The 16,040-nt window shown below is 55.3% G+C and carries 13 protein-coding genes and 1 pseudogene; 7 read left to right on the top strand and 7 right to left on the bottom strand.

Annotation, left to right across the window (positions count from 1 at the left end; translation table 11 throughout):
* Positions 1–101: 101 nt before the first annotated feature.
* The 3 genes from pruA (at position 102) to KXG62_RS03625 (ending at position 3,175) form a co-directional block, all read left to right on the top strand.
* Positions 102–1,652 carry an L-glutamate gamma-semialdehyde dehydrogenase gene (gene pruA, locus KXG62_RS03635; RefSeq protein ID WP_218090556.1) on the top strand — a complete coding sequence of 517 codons (1,551 nt, stop codon included), beginning with the start codon at positions 102–104 and terminating at the stop codon, positions 1,650–1,652.
* Positions 1,653–2,171: 519 nt separating this feature from the next.
* Positions 2,172–2,786, top strand: a complete 615-nt coding sequence (locus KXG62_RS03630) for a stalk domain-containing protein (RefSeq protein WP_218090555.1) — start codon at positions 2,172–2,174, stop codon at positions 2,784–2,786.
* A 98-nt stretch (positions 2,787–2,884) separates the two neighbouring features.
* The gene (locus KXG62_RS03625) at positions 2,885–3,175 is read left to right on the top strand and encodes a DUF1292 domain-containing protein (protein WP_218090554.1); all 291 of its coding nucleotides are present in this window, start codon (positions 2,885–2,887) and stop codon (positions 3,173–3,175) included.
* A 201-nt stretch (positions 3,176–3,376) separates the two neighbouring features.
* Here the strand turns inward: KXG62_RS03625 and KXG62_RS03620 are convergent, their stop codons facing one another.
* Entirely contained in the window at positions 3,377–3,796 is a 420-nt protein-coding gene (locus tag KXG62_RS03620; RefSeq protein ID WP_218090553.1) for a DUF1885 family protein, read from the bottom strand.
* Between the two features lie 131 nt (positions 3,797–3,927).
* On the opposite strand from KXG62_RS03620, the gene KXG62_RS03615 reads away from it, so the two are divergent.
* Positions 3,928–4,770: a Cof-type HAD-IIB family hydrolase gene (locus KXG62_RS03615; RefSeq protein ID WP_218090552.1), complete on the top strand. Its 843-nt coding sequence runs from the start codon at positions 3,928–3,930 to the stop codon at positions 4,768–4,770.
* 169 nt (positions 4,771–4,939) lie between these two features.
* Here KXG62_RS03615 and KXG62_RS03610 read toward each other — a convergent pair whose 3' ends face one another.
* Positions 4,940–6,409 (bottom strand): aminotransferase class I/II-fold pyridoxal phosphate-dependent enzyme, encoded by a 1,470-nt coding sequence (locus KXG62_RS03610; protein ID WP_485020605.1) that lies wholly within the window; start codon positions 6,407–6,409, stop codon positions 4,940–4,942.
* Between the two features lie 245 nt (positions 6,410–6,654).
* Here KXG62_RS03610 and KXG62_RS03605 point away from each other — a divergent pair, with 245 nt between their 5' ends.
* Entirely contained in the window at positions 6,655–7,836 is a 1,182-nt protein-coding gene (locus tag KXG62_RS03605; protein ID WP_218090550.1) for an MFS transporter, read from the top strand.
* A 268-nt stretch (positions 7,837–8,104) separates the two neighbouring features.
* Here KXG62_RS03605 and KXG62_RS03600 read toward each other — a convergent pair.
* From KXG62_RS03600 to KXG62_RS03580, 5 genes and pseudogenes are all read right to left on the bottom strand, one after another.
* Positions 8,105–8,278 (bottom strand): annotated as a pseudogene (locus KXG62_RS03600) (GNAT family N-acetyltransferase); the annotation flags it as partial.
* 66 nt (positions 8,279–8,344) lie between these two features.
* Positions 8,345–9,244 carry an S-layer homology domain-containing protein gene (locus tag KXG62_RS03595; protein WP_218090549.1) on the bottom strand — a complete coding sequence of 300 codons (900 nt, stop codon included), beginning with the start codon at positions 9,242–9,244 and terminating at the stop codon, positions 8,345–8,347.
* Positions 9,245–9,337: 93 nt separating this feature from the next.
* Positions 9,338–11,260, bottom strand: coding sequence for a threonine--tRNA ligase (gene thrS / locus KXG62_RS03590; protein WP_218090548.1), 1,923 nt, complete (start codon positions 11,258–11,260; stop codon positions 9,338–9,340).
* Between the two features lie 999 nt (positions 11,261–12,259).
* Positions 12,260–13,033, bottom strand: a complete 774-nt coding sequence (locus KXG62_RS03585; RefSeq protein ID WP_218090547.1) for a hypothetical protein — start codon at positions 13,031–13,033, stop codon at positions 12,260–12,262.
* Positions 13,034–13,162: 129 nt separating this feature from the next.
* Positions 13,163–13,798 (bottom strand): YktB family protein, encoded by a 636-nt coding sequence (locus KXG62_RS03580; RefSeq protein WP_218090546.1) that lies wholly within the window; start codon positions 13,796–13,798, stop codon positions 13,163–13,165.
* A gap of 234 nt (positions 13,799–14,032) precedes the next feature.
* On the opposite strand from KXG62_RS03580, the gene KXG62_RS03575 reads away from it, so the two are divergent.
* Both KXG62_RS03575 and KXG62_RS03570 read left to right on the top strand, forming a co-directional pair.
* On the top strand, positions 14,033–14,992 hold the full coding sequence (locus KXG62_RS03575) for an ABC transporter permease (protein ID WP_218090545.1): 960 nt from the start codon (positions 14,033–14,035) through the stop codon (positions 14,990–14,992).
* A gap of 34 nt (positions 14,993–15,026) precedes the next feature.
* Positions 15,027–15,905 carry a carbohydrate ABC transporter permease gene (locus tag KXG62_RS03570; RefSeq protein WP_218090544.1) on the top strand — a complete coding sequence of 293 codons (879 nt, stop codon included), beginning with the start codon at positions 15,027–15,029 and terminating at the stop codon, positions 15,903–15,905.
* Positions 15,906–16,040: the final 135 nt, after the last annotated feature.

The raw sequence follows: 16,040 nt of genomic DNA, 5'->3' as shown, positions 1-16,040 counted from the left end.
TCAGCCGCATACATATCAATACAAGCGTGTCTCTTTGCTATATCTTATTCGGCAGCCGCCCGGAAGGAGACCGAAATTTTTGGAACGAGGAGGCGCCCGCTATGTTGGAGCCGTTTCGCAATGAACCGCTGACGAATTTTTCCGATCCTAAGCAAAAGCAGTTGTTTGAGGCAGCGTTATGCAAGGTGGAAGCGGAAGGGGGACGGGTGTACCCGATCCGAATCGGGTCGGAACGGATCGTCACTGCCCGCAAGCTGGAATCCGTCAATCCGGCCGACCCGGCGCAGGTGGTCGGACTTGTCGCCCAGGCGGATCAGGCGCTCGCGAACAAAGCGGTCTTGTCGGCGGCGGCCGCCTTCGAGAGCTGGCGTAAAACTTCGGCGCCGCAGCGGGCGCGCTGCTTGTACAAGACCGCTGCGCTGCTGAGAAGACGCAAGCATGAGTTCTCTGCCTGCATGGTGCTGGAAGCGGGAAAAAGCTGGAGCGAAGCGGATGCGGACACGGCGGAGGCGATCGATTTCCTGGAATTTTACGGCAGGGAGATGGAACGGCTGGATCAGCGGCAGCCGCTGGTCCGCATTCCCGGCGAAGATAACGAGCTAACCTACATCCCGCTTGGCGTGGGCATCGTCATTCCGCCATGGAATTTCCCGCTGGCGATTATGGCCGGTATGACGACTGCGGCCGTCGTCGCCGGCAATACGGTTGTGCTGAAGCCGGCCAGCGCAACGCCGGTCATTGCCGCCAAATTCGTCGAGCTGCTCGAAGAGGCCGGGCTGCCGGACGGCGTCGTCAGCTTTGTCCCCGGTTCGGGAAGCGAGGTCGGGGACACGCTCGTAGACCATCCGTTGACGCGGTTCATTTCATTTACGGGATCGCGGGAAGTCGGCTTGCGCATTAACGAACGGGCGGCCATAACCGCGCCTGGGCAAAAATGGATCAAACGGGTCGTTGCCGAAATGGGCGGCAAAGATGCGATTATTGTCGATAGCGATGCCGATCTAGAGCTGGCGGCGGAGGCGATCGCAGCCTCGGCGTTCGGCTTCGCCGGGCAAAAATGCTCCGCTTGTTCCAGGGCCATCGTCGTCGGGCCGGCTTACAACGATGTCATCCGGCGCGTCGCGGAACGGACGGAGGCGATCGTGACAGGAAATCCGAAACGCGCGGATGTTTATATGGGCCCAGTGATTGATAAGAAGGCGTTTGACAAAATCAACGAATATATCGAAATCGGCAAGACGGAGGGAAGGTTGGTGGCCGGAAGCAGCGCAGGCGATCCGTCCCTAGGCTATTTTATCGAGCCGACGATTTTCGCCGATGTGGCGCCCGATGCGCGGATCGCCCAGGAGGAAATATTCGGGCCTGTGCTGGCTTTTCATCGGGCGGCGACGTTCGAGGAGGCGCTGGAGATTGCCAACGGCACCGACTACGGCTTGACCGGCTCGGTCATTTCCAATAACCGGGCGCATCTGGAAGCGGCGCGCGAATCGTTTCATGTCGGCAATCTGTACTTCAACCGCAAATGCACCGGAGCGTTCGTCGGCGTGCATCCATTCGGCGGCTTCAATATGTCGGGGACCGATTCGAAAGCGGGAGGGCGCGATTATTTGCTGCTGTTTACCCAGCCGAAGGTCGTTTCCGAGCGATTGTAATGGCTGGATGTCCGGCGAATGACGAACAGCGGAGATGCTGCAGCGCGTGTGAATCTCAGGCGCGCGTTGCGGCGCTCGCTTGAACCTTTTGTAGCGAGATTACAATACGGTAACATATGTTCTGATTGTGTGTGGCAATCGGAGCTGTTCGGCAGCGTTCTGTGCTGGAGCCAAACTATATACTTACGATCCCCTATCATAATGAAGGAAAGCGACAACTCCGATCAGGAGTTTTTTTTGTGCTTCCGTCGTCGCTCACCGTCCTGCGATTTCCCGGGAAAGCGCGCAAAGCGCCTTTTCTCGCCAAAGTTTCGCATGTTTCGCCAATCGGCTGTCCCCAATGAATAATACCATATTTTGTATATAAATTTGCCGTAATCCCAGTTATTTCACTACATATGGGAGTGTTATGAAAAAAATATGATTATTTTCATCAATCGACCGCAACTCTTGGCCGAATACGGAGTATAAACTAGCATAAGAACAGAGCAAAGAAAGTACATGATGGAGGTTACTGAAATGAAAGTGCCGCGTTTGCTGACATTGGCGCTGTCGCTCTCCCTATTTGGGGCAGCAGGAGCTTATGCGAACTCGTTGTGGGGCGAATATGAGGGATTTGCCAAGGCAAAATTGATGGTCAACAATGAAGAGAAGACGTTCGGCGAAGCCGATACGCCTGCTTTTCTGGTAAAAGGCAGCGCTGTACTTCCTGTTCGCGTGCTGTCCGAGTCTCTACAAGCGCTGGTCAAATGGGATGACGCCAAAAAGACGGTCTCTATTCAGAAGCCGAACGTACATATGTTCGTTGCCAAGAAAGTTGACAACGATTATTCGATCAAGCAGCCGTTCGGCGTCGTAAAAAAAGGAGACAGGCTCGATTTTGCTGTCTTCGCGCAAGTGGATAATTTGCAAACGCCGATTTATTCGTTCCAGATTTCGATTTACTCGCCTGAAGGCGAACAAGTAGCGACGCACGAGAAGGTCGTCAACGGACAACGGGAGAGCTTTTGGTACCCATGGCCGTTTAATGTGACATTTAACGAATCGGGCAAGTATGTCGTGAAGTTTTCCATTAAGCAGGATGAGAGCAGCGCCTATACCGTCGTCTCCGAAAAAGTGATCGGTTCCGAGTAAGCATCGCATGGGAGCCGTTTCGTCATTCATTGACTCCGTACCACGGTCATGTTACGATACGGGGAGCAATTTATTTTATGACGAAATGAGGTTTTCCCATGAGCGATCACATCCATGATGCTTCATGTGACCACGATCATGATGAGGATATTTTTATCGTGACCGACGAGAACGGTGTGGAGCATGAGATGGTGATGGTATACACCTTCGAAGTGAGCGAGCAGGCTTACGCTGTGCTGCTGGACCGTAACGATATGGAAGCAGACGGCGTTATTTTCCGCATCGAGGAAGAAGACGGCGAGGCGATGCTGGCCAGCATCGAAGACGAAGAAGAATGGAATCGCGTTGTTCAAATCTACAACGAGATTGTGGAAGAGCAAGAACAATAATAGTGCATGTCGAACCCTTCTTTTATGAGAAGGGTTTTTCGCTATGCGTGCGGACCTTTCAATGAAGCAAACCGCCCGCTCCTCCGATTCGAGGATAGCGCGCGGTTCATCCGGACAGCGATCGCGACGTCTTCAACCGACGCCTGGTGATAATGGAAGATTCCTATCATGACAACTGCAGCCAGGCGTGGTATAGCCAAACTATTTGCGCGGATTGAAATACATGATGCGTCCGTTAAATAAATGAAGCTCGGCCTTCCACAGCTTGCCCAAATATTTGCAATATTCGTTGCCCTTGCTCTTGTCTCCGACCGTGGCATCATCGGGAAGAACGACCTGCACGAAGTGGCGCTCGGTTTCGTTGTTCGTCTCGGTGCCTACCCCCATCACGATATATTTGTATTGCGGGTATTTGCCTTTTAAATAAAACCATAAACCTTCAGCCCCGGGTTTCGATTCGATCGAATAGGGGAACCCGGCGTCATCATATTCCCAACCGAGCTGCCGGCCGGTGAGCGCGAGCTGTTCCTTGTAATGGAGAAGCTGGTTTTTCAGTTCCTCGAGTGTGAGTGACGGTACGGCGGATCCCTCTACAAATTTGATATATGCGCTTTGCGCCATGACGTTTGCACCTGCCTGCTTATAGACTGGAAAAGGGGAAAGTCCGGTGCGAGCACCAAAACCATCATAGCATTAAGAATTTGGAAATACAATATTTGCTCTTATTGAAAAAAGAAGGGGACATGAAACGCATGGATCGAATTTTTGAAGGCTGTTTGCTCGTAACAGATATGGACGGGACGCTGCTCGATCGCGATAAGAAGATCAGTCCAGAAAATCGGGAGGCGATCGCGCGTTTCGTTGCGCAGGGCGGCTTGTTTACGATCGCTACGGGACGGATTGCCGCCTCCGCCCGTTCTTACGTAGAGCAGCTTCCGGTTGGCGTGCCGGCAATATTATATAATGGCGCCGTCATTTATGATTTTGACCGGAACGAGCGGACGTGGACCCGAGCTTTGCCCGAGAGCGCGCTCGAAGTCGTAGAGCGGACTGTTCGCCGCTTTCCGGGAATTGGCGTCGAAATATATGAGGCAGCGAAAGAATATCCGACGATCGCGCAGGAGAATGAGATGACGGCGCAGCACCAGCAAATCGAAAGCATGCCGTTTCAAAAAGCGGACCGGCCGGGGCTTGTAGCTCAGCCTTGGATCAAGGTACTGTTTGCGTGGGAGCCCGCGCGGATCGACGAAGTAGCGGCCGCCGTCGAGGAACTGACGGGAAATGCGGATGTGCTGTGGGTGCGTTCGGACGACAAATATATCGAGCTGTTGTCAACCGGCGCTTCCAAAGGCCATGCCCTGGAGCGCTTGATGCAGCAGCTCGGCATATCCCGGGACTGCTGTCTGGCCATGGGCGACCATCTGAATGACCTGGAGATGATCCGCCGTGCAGGCGTCGGCGTTGCCGTAGCGAACGCCCATCCGGAGCTGCTCGGCGCGGCAGTTCATTGCTGCAAGCATCATCAGGATCACGCCGTGGCGGACGCGATCGCCTGGTGGGAAGCGCGGCGGCGCAGCGAGATCCGCACGCAATAAGATGCCGGACCGGATGCCAATGACCGGAATCCAGCCGATCGATCGGAACAAGGGCTGACCAAGCCGCAGACGGGAAGCGGGGAAATGGGTTTGAATTCGGATCGCGAGCACCTCAGCAAAACGAAAAGCCTGGCGACTGCGCCAGGCTTTTTGACTTTGGCCGGTATCGTTAAAAAATAGCCGGCGTTTCCACGATCACCTTCACATACTCGATACTGCGGTCCTCCGGTCCCTTGACAGGCAGTCCCACTTCGATATGCTCCGTGATGTAATCGATCAAATCTTGGGAAATGACTTCGCCGGGCAGCAGGATCGGAATTCCCGGCGGGTATACATAAATAAACTCGGCGATGATCCGGTCGGCGGATTCCTTGAACGGGATCGTTTCCGTATCGCCATAGAAGGCATCGCGCGGCGTTAACGTCAGCTGCGGAATTTTCGGAATTTTGATCACCAGCTCGTTGGCGGTGCGCACATTGTAGTTTTCCTCCGACAGGCGGCGCAGCGCGACAAGCAGCGTGTCGATATTATCCCGCGTATCGCCTGGCGTCACGAGGCAGAGGATGTTGTACATGTCGCTGAGCTCCACCTCGATATTGAAATGCTCTCGCAGCCAGTTTTCCGCATCGTATCCGGTGATGCCGAGGTGACGCACATGAATGTTCACCTTGGTCGGATCGAAATCGAATGTCGCTTCCGTGCCGAGAATATCTTCGCCGAAGCATTCCAGCCCGGACATCCGGTTGATTTCCGACCGGGCGTAGTTGGCAAGCTCGATGGCGCGTTCTGCCATACCGCTGCCGTTGATGGCCAAATTGCGGCGCGCGCAGTCGAGCGATGCGAGCAATATATAGGAAGTCGACGTAGTCGTCAGCATGCTGATAATCGTTTTTGCCCGCTGTACATTGACCCGGCGGCCGCGAATGTTCAGCACCGAGCTTTGCGTCATGGAGCCGCCGAGCTTGTGAACGCTCGTTGCGGCCATATCGGCCCCGGCAGCCATCGCCGACATCGGCAGCTTGTCGCTGAAATGAATCAGCACGCCGTGCGCTTCATCGACCAGCACAGGAATGTCGTAGCTGTGCACAATCTCGACGATTTCCTGCAGATTGGCGCATACCCCGTAGTACGTCGGGTTAATGACCAGCACTGCTTTGGCGTCCGGATGGCGTTCGAGCGCCCGGCGCACGGAGCTTGTCGTCACGCCGTGATCGATCCCCAGATTTTCGTCGCGCACCGGCTTCAGAAAGACGGGCTTCGCGCCGGCGAAGATGATTGCGGACATGACCGATTTATGTACGTTGCGCGGCACGATGATTTTATCGCCCTGGGAGCATACGGTCAAAATCATCGTCATGATCGCACCGCTTGTCCCTTGTACGGAAAAAAACGTATGGTCGGCGCCGAAAGCTTTGGCCGCCAGCTGCTGGGATTGCTCGATGACGCCGGTCGGCTGATGGAGGTCGTCGAGCGGCGCTATATTGATCAGGTCGATGGAGAGCGCGTTATCTCCGATAAACTCCCTGAACTCCGGGTCCATCCCGACTCCTTTCTTATGTCCAGGAATATGAAACTGCACCGGATTGCGTGCCGCGTGTTCCTTCAGCGCGGTAAACAGGGGCGTTTTCGTTTGATCCACGGTCATCCCTACCCTTCATTTATGTCGTAATATGGCGTTTGATTATAAAAATCAAACAAAATTGAGTATAACAAAAAGTGACACGGATGCAAGCGGATTTTAAGTCTAGTGTGTCCATTTTGCAACAGTTCACTGGCGGCCGTTTCCATCAGGAAAAAAGTTGTGGTACGATAAGAAGGGTCTTGCACTAGCGGACATGCTTGTGCAGGACGGACTCGCCATAAGACCAGGAGGACCTCATACATATGAAAAAACAGCTTGCCATCATCATGGTACTGCTGATGACGATATTTATCGGCTTCGGCATCATTATTCCCGTTCTGCCTGACGCGGTAACCGGATCGGGCCGCGACAGCTTCCATCTCGGCATGCTGCTGTCGGTTTATTCGCTGGCGTCGTTCCTGATGTCGCCGATATGGGGCGCGTTGTCGGACCGCATCGGCCGCCGGCCGCTCATCATGATCGGAACGCTCGGCTTCAGCGTCAGCTTCTTTGTATTCGGCATCGCCGGAGACAATCTGCTGCTGATGTACGTATCGCGGATTCTGGGCGGTCTGTTCTCGGGAGCGGCAACGGCATGCGCCGTAGCATACGTTGCCGACATTACGTCGGAAGAAAACCGGACGAAGGGAATGGGGCTGGTCGGGATGTCGATCGGACTCGGCTTCATCTTCGGACCGGCCGTAGGCGGTCTGCTCAGCCATTTCGGCACCGAAGTGCCGTTCTTCGTCTCATCGGCATTGGCGCTGGCTACCTTCGTGTTCGCGCTGTTCATGCTGCCGGAATCGCTTACGCCGGAAAAGCGCCGTTTGCCGAAGGAAGCGAAAGTTTCGCGCTGGGCCGCCTTTGTCGGCTCGCTCAAATATTTGTACGTGCTGTCGTTCTTCGTCTCGTTCTCGCTCGCGGGACTGGAAGCGACGCTGCTGCTCTTCGAAGGAGACAAGATCGGGGCTGATGCGACCCAGCTCGGCATCATGTTCGCGGTCAGCGGCGTCGTCGGCGCTTTGATTCAAGGAGGCGTCGTGCGCCGGCTGATCAAGAAAGGGCAGGAAGCCCGCGTCATCGGCATCGGACTTGTGCTGTCGGCGATCGGCTTTGTGCTGATCCTGTTCTCCAGTAATCTGCTGACTGCATCGATCTATTTGAGCGTATTTGCCGCCGGCAACGCATTGATTCGTCCATGCGTCACCTCGCTCATTACGCAAAAGACGAAGGTCGGGCAGGGCGTCGCTTCCGGCCTGAGCTCCTCCATGGACAGTCTCGGACGCATTACCGGGCCGCTGCTCGGCGCCGGCATATACGACTACAGCCAAAGCATGCCGTTCCTGATCGGCGCGGCCTTGTCGGTCGGCGCGATCTATTTGCTCGCGCGGTTCATCGCGGTCGACCGGGAAGATATGCGTAAGGCAAGTCATCCCGCTGTATAAGCGCGGGTGGTCAAGTCCGGCATCCAAAGCACCGCTGCCTTTGGACCCGCTACCCCATAATCAGGGCTCAACTACAAAAAAAGCTGCCGATAGCGATCTGAATATCGCTATCGGCAGCTTTTTGATTATGTTCAGAAAAGCTTCATCGGGGTCACGAATGTATCTTCGTCGACAAGGCTTCGATCAGAGGCTTTTCTTCATTACAGCCTTGCGTCTGCGCTTTCGAAGTATTTCCCCGCACCGCCCGCTTTGACGCTGCCCGGAGGCTTCAGCCTTGCTCCCGCTCCGGCCACTCTTCGGCTGTGATGGCGTATATGGCATGATCTTCCCATACGCCGTTTATTTGCAAATATCGCTTGGCGAGCCCTTCCAGTCGCAGTCCGTTTTTCTCGACGACGCGGACGGACGGGATATTGCGGGGCATAACCGCCGCCTGTACCCGCCGGCAGTCCGGATGCAAGCTAACGCATTATACCATAAGAGCGAGCGAAGGCGAAGAGAGGCCGGCTTATTGCGGGTTGAGCAGCCGGTAAATAACGGCCACGGCTTCGGCGCGCGTCATTTTGCGGTCGGGAGCGAACGTTCCGTCTTCGTAGCCGCCGAACAGCCCGGATTCCTGCACGGCGGCGATGACGTCCGCCGCCCAGAAGCCGGGACTGACGTCGCGGAAGCCGGCCGGACCGGACGCTTGCAGCATTTCACTGCGGGCGAGGATCGCCGATATTTCCGCGCGGGTGAGCGTCCCCCTCGGCTTGAACGTGTGATCCGGGTAGCCTTCGATGACGCCGTATTCGATCGCAGTCAAGATGTAGGCACGATCCGCATTTTTCGGCAGGTCGGTCAAATCGGATTCCGTGCTGTTCGTGAGGAACCATTCCTTTGCCTTCGCGAAATAACGAATAAATTCCGCGCGCGTAATGGCTTGATCCGGCTTGAACAGCAGCTTCCCGTTTTCCGTATAACCGTCGATGAAGCGAAGGTCCTGCAACGCGGTAATCTCCTTGGCTGCCCAATGGCCGGCAATGTCGCTGAAGTCGGTCGGAATCCCGTTCAGGCCCAGCACGTATTTCGTGACGGCCTTGTATTCCTCCTCCCGCATGGAGCCGGGATTGTCTCCCGGCATGTTGCGGCTAATATAGGCGTATGCCTTGTCGTAGTTCGCCAGCCTGCCTTTTTTGGCTTTGTCCCCGACCAGCGCGGGATATTTGCCGCTGCCTTGTCCATCCGCTGCGTGGCAAGCTAAGCAATGCTGCATATAAATCGCTTCGCCGGTTTCTTCGGCCATGTCCGCAGCGGCGGACGCGGCCGAAGTTCCCCGAAGCCGGCTTTGCAGCGCCGTGCCTCCGGCGAAAACCGCGGCGGCGGTTATAATCATTAACCAGCGTTTGGATGAAGAGCGCAACCTCATGTAGCACCGCCTTATCGAATAAGAGATCATGTATCTCCAGTATATCAGGCAATTTTTACATTACTATGGCAATTCGCGCCCTCCATCCTAATTTTATTGCGGCTTTTTCGCGGCAGCTTCTCCGCGGAACCTTTGCATGAGCGACGACAGCTCCAGTACGCCGAGATCGCCTTCGCTGCGGCTGCGCACGGACACGGAACCGGACTGCAGCTCCTGATCGCCGATGACGAGCATGTACGGAATTTTTTGCAGCTGCGCCTCGCGGATTTTATAGCCGATCTTCTCGCCCCGGTCGTCCAGCTCGGCCCGGATTCCCGCGGTCAGCAGCTCCGACTCGACCTGCTTGGCGTACTCGATATGCGCAGCGGCGATCGGCAGAACGACGGCCTGCGTCGGAGCGAGCCAGAGCGGGAAGGCGCCGCCGTAGTGCTCCGTAATCATCCCGATGAACCGGTCGATGGAGCCGTACACGGCCCGGTGGATGACGACGGGGCGCAGCTTCTGGTTCGATTCGCTCACATACGTCAAATCGAATTTTTCCGGGAACTGGAAGTCCAGCTGAATCGTTGCGCACTGCCAGCTCCGCTTCAGCGAGTCCTGAATGTGGAAGTCGATTTTCGGTCCGTAAAACGCGCCGTCGCCTTCGTTCAGCCGATAGGGGAGCTTCAGCGATTCCAGCACCGATGTCAAAGCGCCTTCGGCCTGCTCCCACAGTTCATCCGAGCCCATGGAATCATCCGGCCTTGTCGACAGCTCCATGCTGTACGAGAAGCCGAATGTCGCGTACATTTCGCGAATTAATTCGATGATGCCGACAATTTCCGCTTCGATTTGGTCGGGGCGGCAAAAAATGTGCGTGTCGTCCTGTGTGAACGTACGGACGCGCATCATGCCGTTCAGTGCGCCCGACAGCTCGTGGCGGTGAACCTGCCCGTTCTCCGCCATGCGAATCGGCAGATCGCGGTACGAGCGCAGCTTGCTTCCGTAGATCAGCATGTGGCCGGGACAGTTCATCGGCTTCAGCGCATATGCGACCCCGTCGACCTCACTGAAGTACATGTTATCGCGGTAATGATCGTAGTGCCCCGACCGCTCCCATAGCTGCCGGTTCATCAGCAGCGGTGTGCGCACCTCTTGATACCCTCGCTGCTGCTGAAGCTTCCGCTCGTAGTCCTCCAGCTCGCTGCGCAGCCGCGCGCCTTTCGGCAAATAGAACGGCATGCCGGGCGCTTCCTCGGAGAACATGAACAGCTCCAGCTCCTTGCCCAGTTTGCGGTGATCTCGCTTCTTGGCTTCCTCCAGCAAATGCAAATGCGCTTCAAGCTGCTGCGCGTCCGGAAACGCCGTTCCATAGATGCGCTGCAGCATTTTGTTGCTGGCATCCCCGCGCCAGTAAGCGCCGGCGACCGACAGCAGCTTGAACGCCTTGATCCAGCCGGTAGACGGAAGGTGAGGGCCGCGGCACAGATCGACGAATTCGCCCTGGCGATAAACGGAGATGACGGCATCCTCCGGCAAATCGCGAATCAGCTCCAGCTTCAGCGGGTCGCCGATCTGCTCGAACAGCCTTATGGCTTCCGCTCGGGGCAGCGTTTGTCGCATGATCGGCAAGTTTTCCTGCGCGATCTGCACCATCATGCGCTCAATGGCCGGAAGGTCGGCGGGGGAGAGCGTGACAGGCAAATCGATATCGTAATAAAAGCCGTCGGCGATGACGGGACCGACGCCGAGTGAAACTTGGCCTTCGCCGTAAATCCGCTTCAGCGCTTGCGCCATCAGATGGGCGGCGCTATGCCGCAGCAGATGCAGCCCTTCGGGCGAATCCAGCGTAACGATGTGCACCGATGCGTCCGCTTCCAGCGGCGTATCCAGGTCGACAAGCACGTCGTTCACTTTGCCTCCGACGGCATTTTTTTTCAGGCTTATGCTGATGGACGCGGCCAGATCGCTGACGGTCGCCCCTTTCCCCAGTAGTTTCACGGATTGGTCAGGCAGCTTGATTTGGACTTGTTCCATTTCGAATCACTCCTCGGTTTGGTTTTGTGTATAAAAAAGAGCATAATCGCGGCTGCAAGGCTGCATCGGCGCGGGCCGATATGCTTTGCAACAGGGACGATTATGCTCGTGGTTCCACCCTTATTCGACGGAGAGCGCGCAGGCGCGCTGAGACTCCATCCTTAGTAAGGCCCGGTAACGGGGGCTAATCCGGCAGAAGTTACTGGAATTAACAGCATCTATGCCGTTAATTCGTTCCCGACTGCGGCTGCAAGGGGGTAAGCGGCGTGAACGCAGCGGAAAGCCTCTCAGCCGGGGGCTTTCTCTCTGGGCGCGCGAGTCGAACGTGCTCATGTCCTTGGTCATTGCCTTGTCTTATACGAATTTTGGGAATCGTTGCGGAATTCAAAAAGCACAATCGCCGCTGCAGCGTCGCATCGGCGATTGCCGATGGACGTTGTCAACAGGGACGATTGTGCTCGTGGTTCCACCCTTATTACACGGTCTATCAGCTGTGAGGCTTGCTGATGAACAGACCGAACTTTACCTTGGATAACGGGAGCGGCCTCCCGGCAGTCGTTACTGAAATCCGGACATCGGCGCTAGGCCTTGCGGATTCGTTCCCGGCTGCGGCTGCAAGGGGGTAAGCGGCGTGAACGCGTTCGGGAAGCCTTTCAGCCGAGGGCTTCTTCTCTGGGCGCGCGTTTCTCGTGCACATGTCCTTGGTCGTTGCCATTGCGGTGTAAGTAATGTTTCACATTATATTCCGCCGATTTACCAAATGTCAATAGGCATGTTATCAGGAAATTTTTGATGCGAATCATTTGATTGAAGATGGAGTCCAAGAGGGAGGGAAGCAAGAGGGAACATCAAAAAACGGGACGGCCGCGGCCGTCCCGTTTTTTTGCCGAGTGCTGCCTCTGCTGCTTTGCAAGCGATTTGTCGCGTGGTAAGCGCGCTTCGCGGACGCGCATTTACCGTAAACGTTCCCCGGCAAGGAGGACTTGCCGGGGATAAGTATTATTTTTGTTTCTTTTCTTCCTTGACGTGCTTCCGCTCGACCATTTTTTCGATCCAAGGGGTCATCCCGTCTTTGATTTTATCGACCAGCTGCTCCTTGGTCATCCCTTTGCTCTGCGCGATCTCGGCCAGCGATTTGCCGGACTTCAGCTGCGTCTTCAGCTCCTCCTCGGAGATGCCCAGAATGCCGGCCAGCTTGTCCGGCGCTGGCATCATGCGATGCTTCGCGCCATGCACCCGGTGCTTGCCCTCGCCGTCGAATTTATGGTTGACCATAAATTTCAAGTGCCTGGCCATCTTTTGCTTGATCTGCTCCGCCTTCTCCGCCGTCAGCTTCCCGGAGGCGACCGCTTCGTCGATTTTTTTGCCGCGCTGCGCTTCAAGCTTGGCGATCAGATCGGCTTCGCTGATGTTTTTCTCGGCGGCGATTTGCGCCAGCGTTTTGTCTTTGAGCGCCGTTCGCAGCGCCTCCGGCTCCATGCCGAGAATGGCCGCGGCTTCATCGATAATCGGCATGCCCTTCGGGACCGCCTGCTTTTTGCCGTCTTTGCCGGCTTCCTGCTTATCGCCGCGTTTGCCGAACCATTCCTTCAGCCGGTTCGATTTGCCGCTCTGCTCCTTGGCGTCGTCTCCGCCTGGAGCGTCGGATTGCACGGAGGCATCCGACGGCTCGGCATGAACGAGCTGACGCGAGCCGTACAGCGCGCCGCCGCCAAGCACAAGAGCGAGAGTGAGCGTGGTGACGATGACTTTTTTCGCATACGTCTTGTTCAACTTCAATCCACCTTCCTGTCGCTTAGATTCGGTTTGCACCAACTATAGCATGTGCAGGTTCCCTGAATACTAGCTTAAAGGAAGCTTAGAATTACATAAATATTTCATGAACATGCGGATATTTCCGCACTATACCGATCGCGCAAGGCGATACATCGGCATCAGCGCCTCGAACGTTTCGCCCGCGGTTCGCAGGAAGACGTCCCCGTCGCGCAGCACCGGATCGTCGGCGAGCAGATTGCGCCCTACCAGCAGCTCGACGCTTTTCACGTCGCGGAACCGTTCGATCGCTTGCTTGAGGCCTGCTTCTCCGAGCGATTTGACCGGCGAGGCGTCCTTTTTCATGTGGTCGAACGAGACGACGAAGTCTTTCGGCAAGCTTTTGTATATGCGCTTTGCCTGCTTCAAATAAGCTTCCGCGATCGATTTTTTGTCGGGAAGCTCGTATATGAGCGCGAGCCAGAGGAATACCCGGTCGTCGAACAAGCCGATTTGAAAGTGAGGATGCTGCTTGTACCCGCGCTTGTTGCCGGCGAACGCAAGCCATGTGTCGACGGGCGCGTTCACTTTGCGTCTCGCATGTTGAGCGATATGCAGGAACATTTCTTCGCCGGCTTGCGCGCGGATGGCCGGAAGCAGCGCTTCGCTGATGTCGCGGAATTTCGGCTGAATGCGGCCGCGGATCGCCTCCATCCGGGCTTCCAGCCCGTCGATGCGAAAGGTGTCGAAGTCGGTTTCTCGAAAGCCTTCGAATGCTGTATTCATGACGAATGTCTCTCCCTTGTATGTCAGCCGGGGATACCGGTTTTTGTAGAACAATATACCATATTCGCCTTCTTAAATGCACGGCCGCGGCTAGTTTTCGACAATTACCGACACTTTTCATGGTGAACCTAAAAAAAACACAAACCAGTGAAAAGGCATTCCATAGTTGACCGGGCCGCTTCCATGTAAGATAAAGCTACAAAACGAAAAGACTTACGAAGGAGGGACTTGCAAATGGCGGCAAACATGCCAGCGGCGCAGTCCGTCGACACGAACGTATCGAGTGAAAAAAGAAGCTTGCTGCGTTTCATGTGGAAATATAAAGCGCTTTATTTCTTATCATTGCCCGGCATTATTTACTTCATCATCTTCAAATACGTACCGCTGTTCGGGTCGATCATCGCATTCCAGGATTATAACATTTTTAACGGAATCGCCGGCAGCAAATGGGTCGGATTGGAGCATTTCCGCCGGATGTTCGCCCACTACGACTTTTTGAATATCTTGAAAAATACGCTGCTGATCGGCTTGTATGATCTAGTGCTTGCGTTCCCGGCTCCGATCGTGCTCGCGCTGCTGCTCAACGAGCTTCGTCTCGTGCTGTACAAGCGGGTGCTGCAAACGGTCGTATATATGCCGCACTTCTTGTCCTGGGTTATCATCGGGGGGATCGCGGTCGGCGTCCTGTCTCCGTCCACCGGTGTCGTCAATCAGTTGATTTCGGCGCTCGGGTTTGACCCGGTCTACTTCCTCGGAGAAGAATCATGGATTCGCACTGTATTGATCGGCTCGGGCATTTGGCGCGATTCCGGTTACGGCACGATCATTTATTTGGCGGCGCTTGCCGGCATCAACCCGGATTTGTACGAAGCGGCGGAGGTCGACGGCGCGAACCGCTGGCGGCAGACGATTTCCATCACGATTCCAGCACTGCTTCCGACGATTATGATCTTGTTCCTGCTGCATATCGGCAAGTTTCTGGACTTCGGGTTCGAGCGCGTATTCGTTTTCCTGAATCCGCTTAACAAAACGAACGGCGAAATTCTTGACACGTACATTTACACAGTCGGTTTGCTGGGCCAGCAGTTCAGCTACACGACGGCGATCGGATTGTTCAAATCGGTCGTAGGCCTCATGCTCGTCGTCATCGGCAACTACTTGAGCAAAAAGACGACAGGGGAAAGCCTGTACTAACATAAAGACGCAGTTCGATGGAGGTGAATTCGTAATGAAGAGAACATCTGCCGGTTGGCAAACGTTCAATGTGTTCAACATCTTGTTTTTAACCGCGCTTGCGCTCGCCATGTTCCTGCCGTTTCTCAACGTGCTGGCGCAATCGTTCAGCAGCTCGGAAGCGGTCGTGAGCGGCAAAGTGTTGTTTTTGCCGGTTGATTTCACCTGGATCAACTATCAGTACGTATTCAGCGACGCGGCCATGTGGCGGTCCCTGGGCATCACGGTATACATTACGATTGTCGGAACGCTGATCAATCTGGCAGCAACCGCTTCGCTGGCTTATCCAGTATCGCGGCAGGAATATGTGGGACGTCAGTGGGTCGTTATGCTGGTGCTGATTACGATGGTATTCAGCGCGCCGCTGATCCCGAACTTCATCCTGATGAAGGAGCTGCATTTGACCAACTCGCTATGGGCGCTGCTTATTCCGGGCGCGATCAGCGCATTCAACTTCTTCGTCATGCGGTCGTTCTTCATGCAAATTCCGAGCGAAATTATCGACTCCGGCCGTATTGACGGCTGCTCCGAAATGCGCATGCTGTGGAGCATCGTGCTGCCGCTGTCCAAGCCGGTTATGGCATCGCTCGGTATCTTTTACGCGGTCAACCATTGGAACACGTACATGAGCGCGCTGTACTACATCAACAAGCCTTCGCTGTGGCCGCTGCAAGTGAAGCTGCGCCAGCTGATCGTATCTGATGAAATCAACATCGATCCGTCGGCCTCCCAGTTTAGCGGTCTTGCGCATATGGACCCGGAAGGCATCAAGATGGCGACGATCATTATCGCGACGATCCCGATCATTTTGGTCTACCCGTTCCTGCAGCGTCATTTCGTCAAAGGGATGATGGTCGGTTCGGTCAAATCGTAATCTCATCCGTATGGCAACTATGCAAGGCGGGCACCCTAAAAAAAAGACAATCCGAACTAAAGTCACTCCCTGTTCGGTTTGTCGGTGCCCCCTTACAATGGAACTATAGTGAAAGCGCTTATACGTTTTTACGAC

The sequence above is a fragment of the Paenibacillus solanacearum genome (assembly GCF_910593845.1).
Classification (GTDB): Bacteria; Bacillota; Bacilli; order Paenibacillales; family NBRC-103111; genus Paenibacillus_G; species Paenibacillus_G solanacearum.
Note: the sequence above shows the minus strand (reverse complement) of the source record. Positions and strands in the feature narration are given on the sequence as shown.

Excerpts from the sequence above, each read along its gene's own strand:
- pruA (WP_218090556.1), top strand. The coding sequence starts at position 102 with ATGTTGGAGCCGTTTCGCAATGAACCGCTGACGAATTTTTCCGATCCT.
- KXG62_RS03630 (WP_218090555.1), top strand. The coding sequence starts at position 2,172 with ATGAAAGTGCCGCGTTTGCTGACATTGGCGCTGTCGCTCTCCCTATTT.
- KXG62_RS03625 (WP_218090554.1), top strand. The coding sequence starts at position 2,885 with ATGAGCGATCACATCCATGATGCTTCATGTGACCACGATCATGATGAG.
- KXG62_RS03620 (WP_218090553.1), bottom strand. The coding sequence starts at position 3,796 with ATGGCGCAAAGCGCATATATCAAATTTGTAGAGGGATCCGCCGTACCG.
- KXG62_RS03615 (WP_218090552.1), top strand. The coding sequence starts at position 3,928 with ATGGATCGAATTTTTGAAGGCTGTTTGCTCGTAACAGATATGGACGGG.
- KXG62_RS03605 (WP_218090550.1), top strand. The coding sequence starts at position 6,655 with ATGAAAAAACAGCTTGCCATCATCATGGTACTGCTGATGACGATATTT.
- KXG62_RS03595 (WP_218090549.1), bottom strand. The coding sequence starts at position 9,244 with ATGAGGTTGCGCTCTTCATCCAAACGCTGGTTAATGATTATAACCGCC.
- thrS (WP_218090548.1), bottom strand. The coding sequence starts at position 11,260 with ATGGAACAAGTCCAAATCAAGCTGCCTGACCAATCCGTGAAACTACTG.
- KXG62_RS03580 (WP_218090546.1), bottom strand. The coding sequence starts at position 13,798 with ATGAATACAGCATTCGAAGGCTTTCGAGAAACCGACTTCGACACCTTT.
- KXG62_RS03575 (WP_218090545.1), top strand. The coding sequence starts at position 14,033 with ATGGCGGCAAACATGCCAGCGGCGCAGTCCGTCGACACGAACGTATCG.
- KXG62_RS03570 (WP_218090544.1), top strand. The coding sequence starts at position 15,027 with ATGAAGAGAACATCTGCCGGTTGGCAAACGTTCAATGTGTTCAACATC.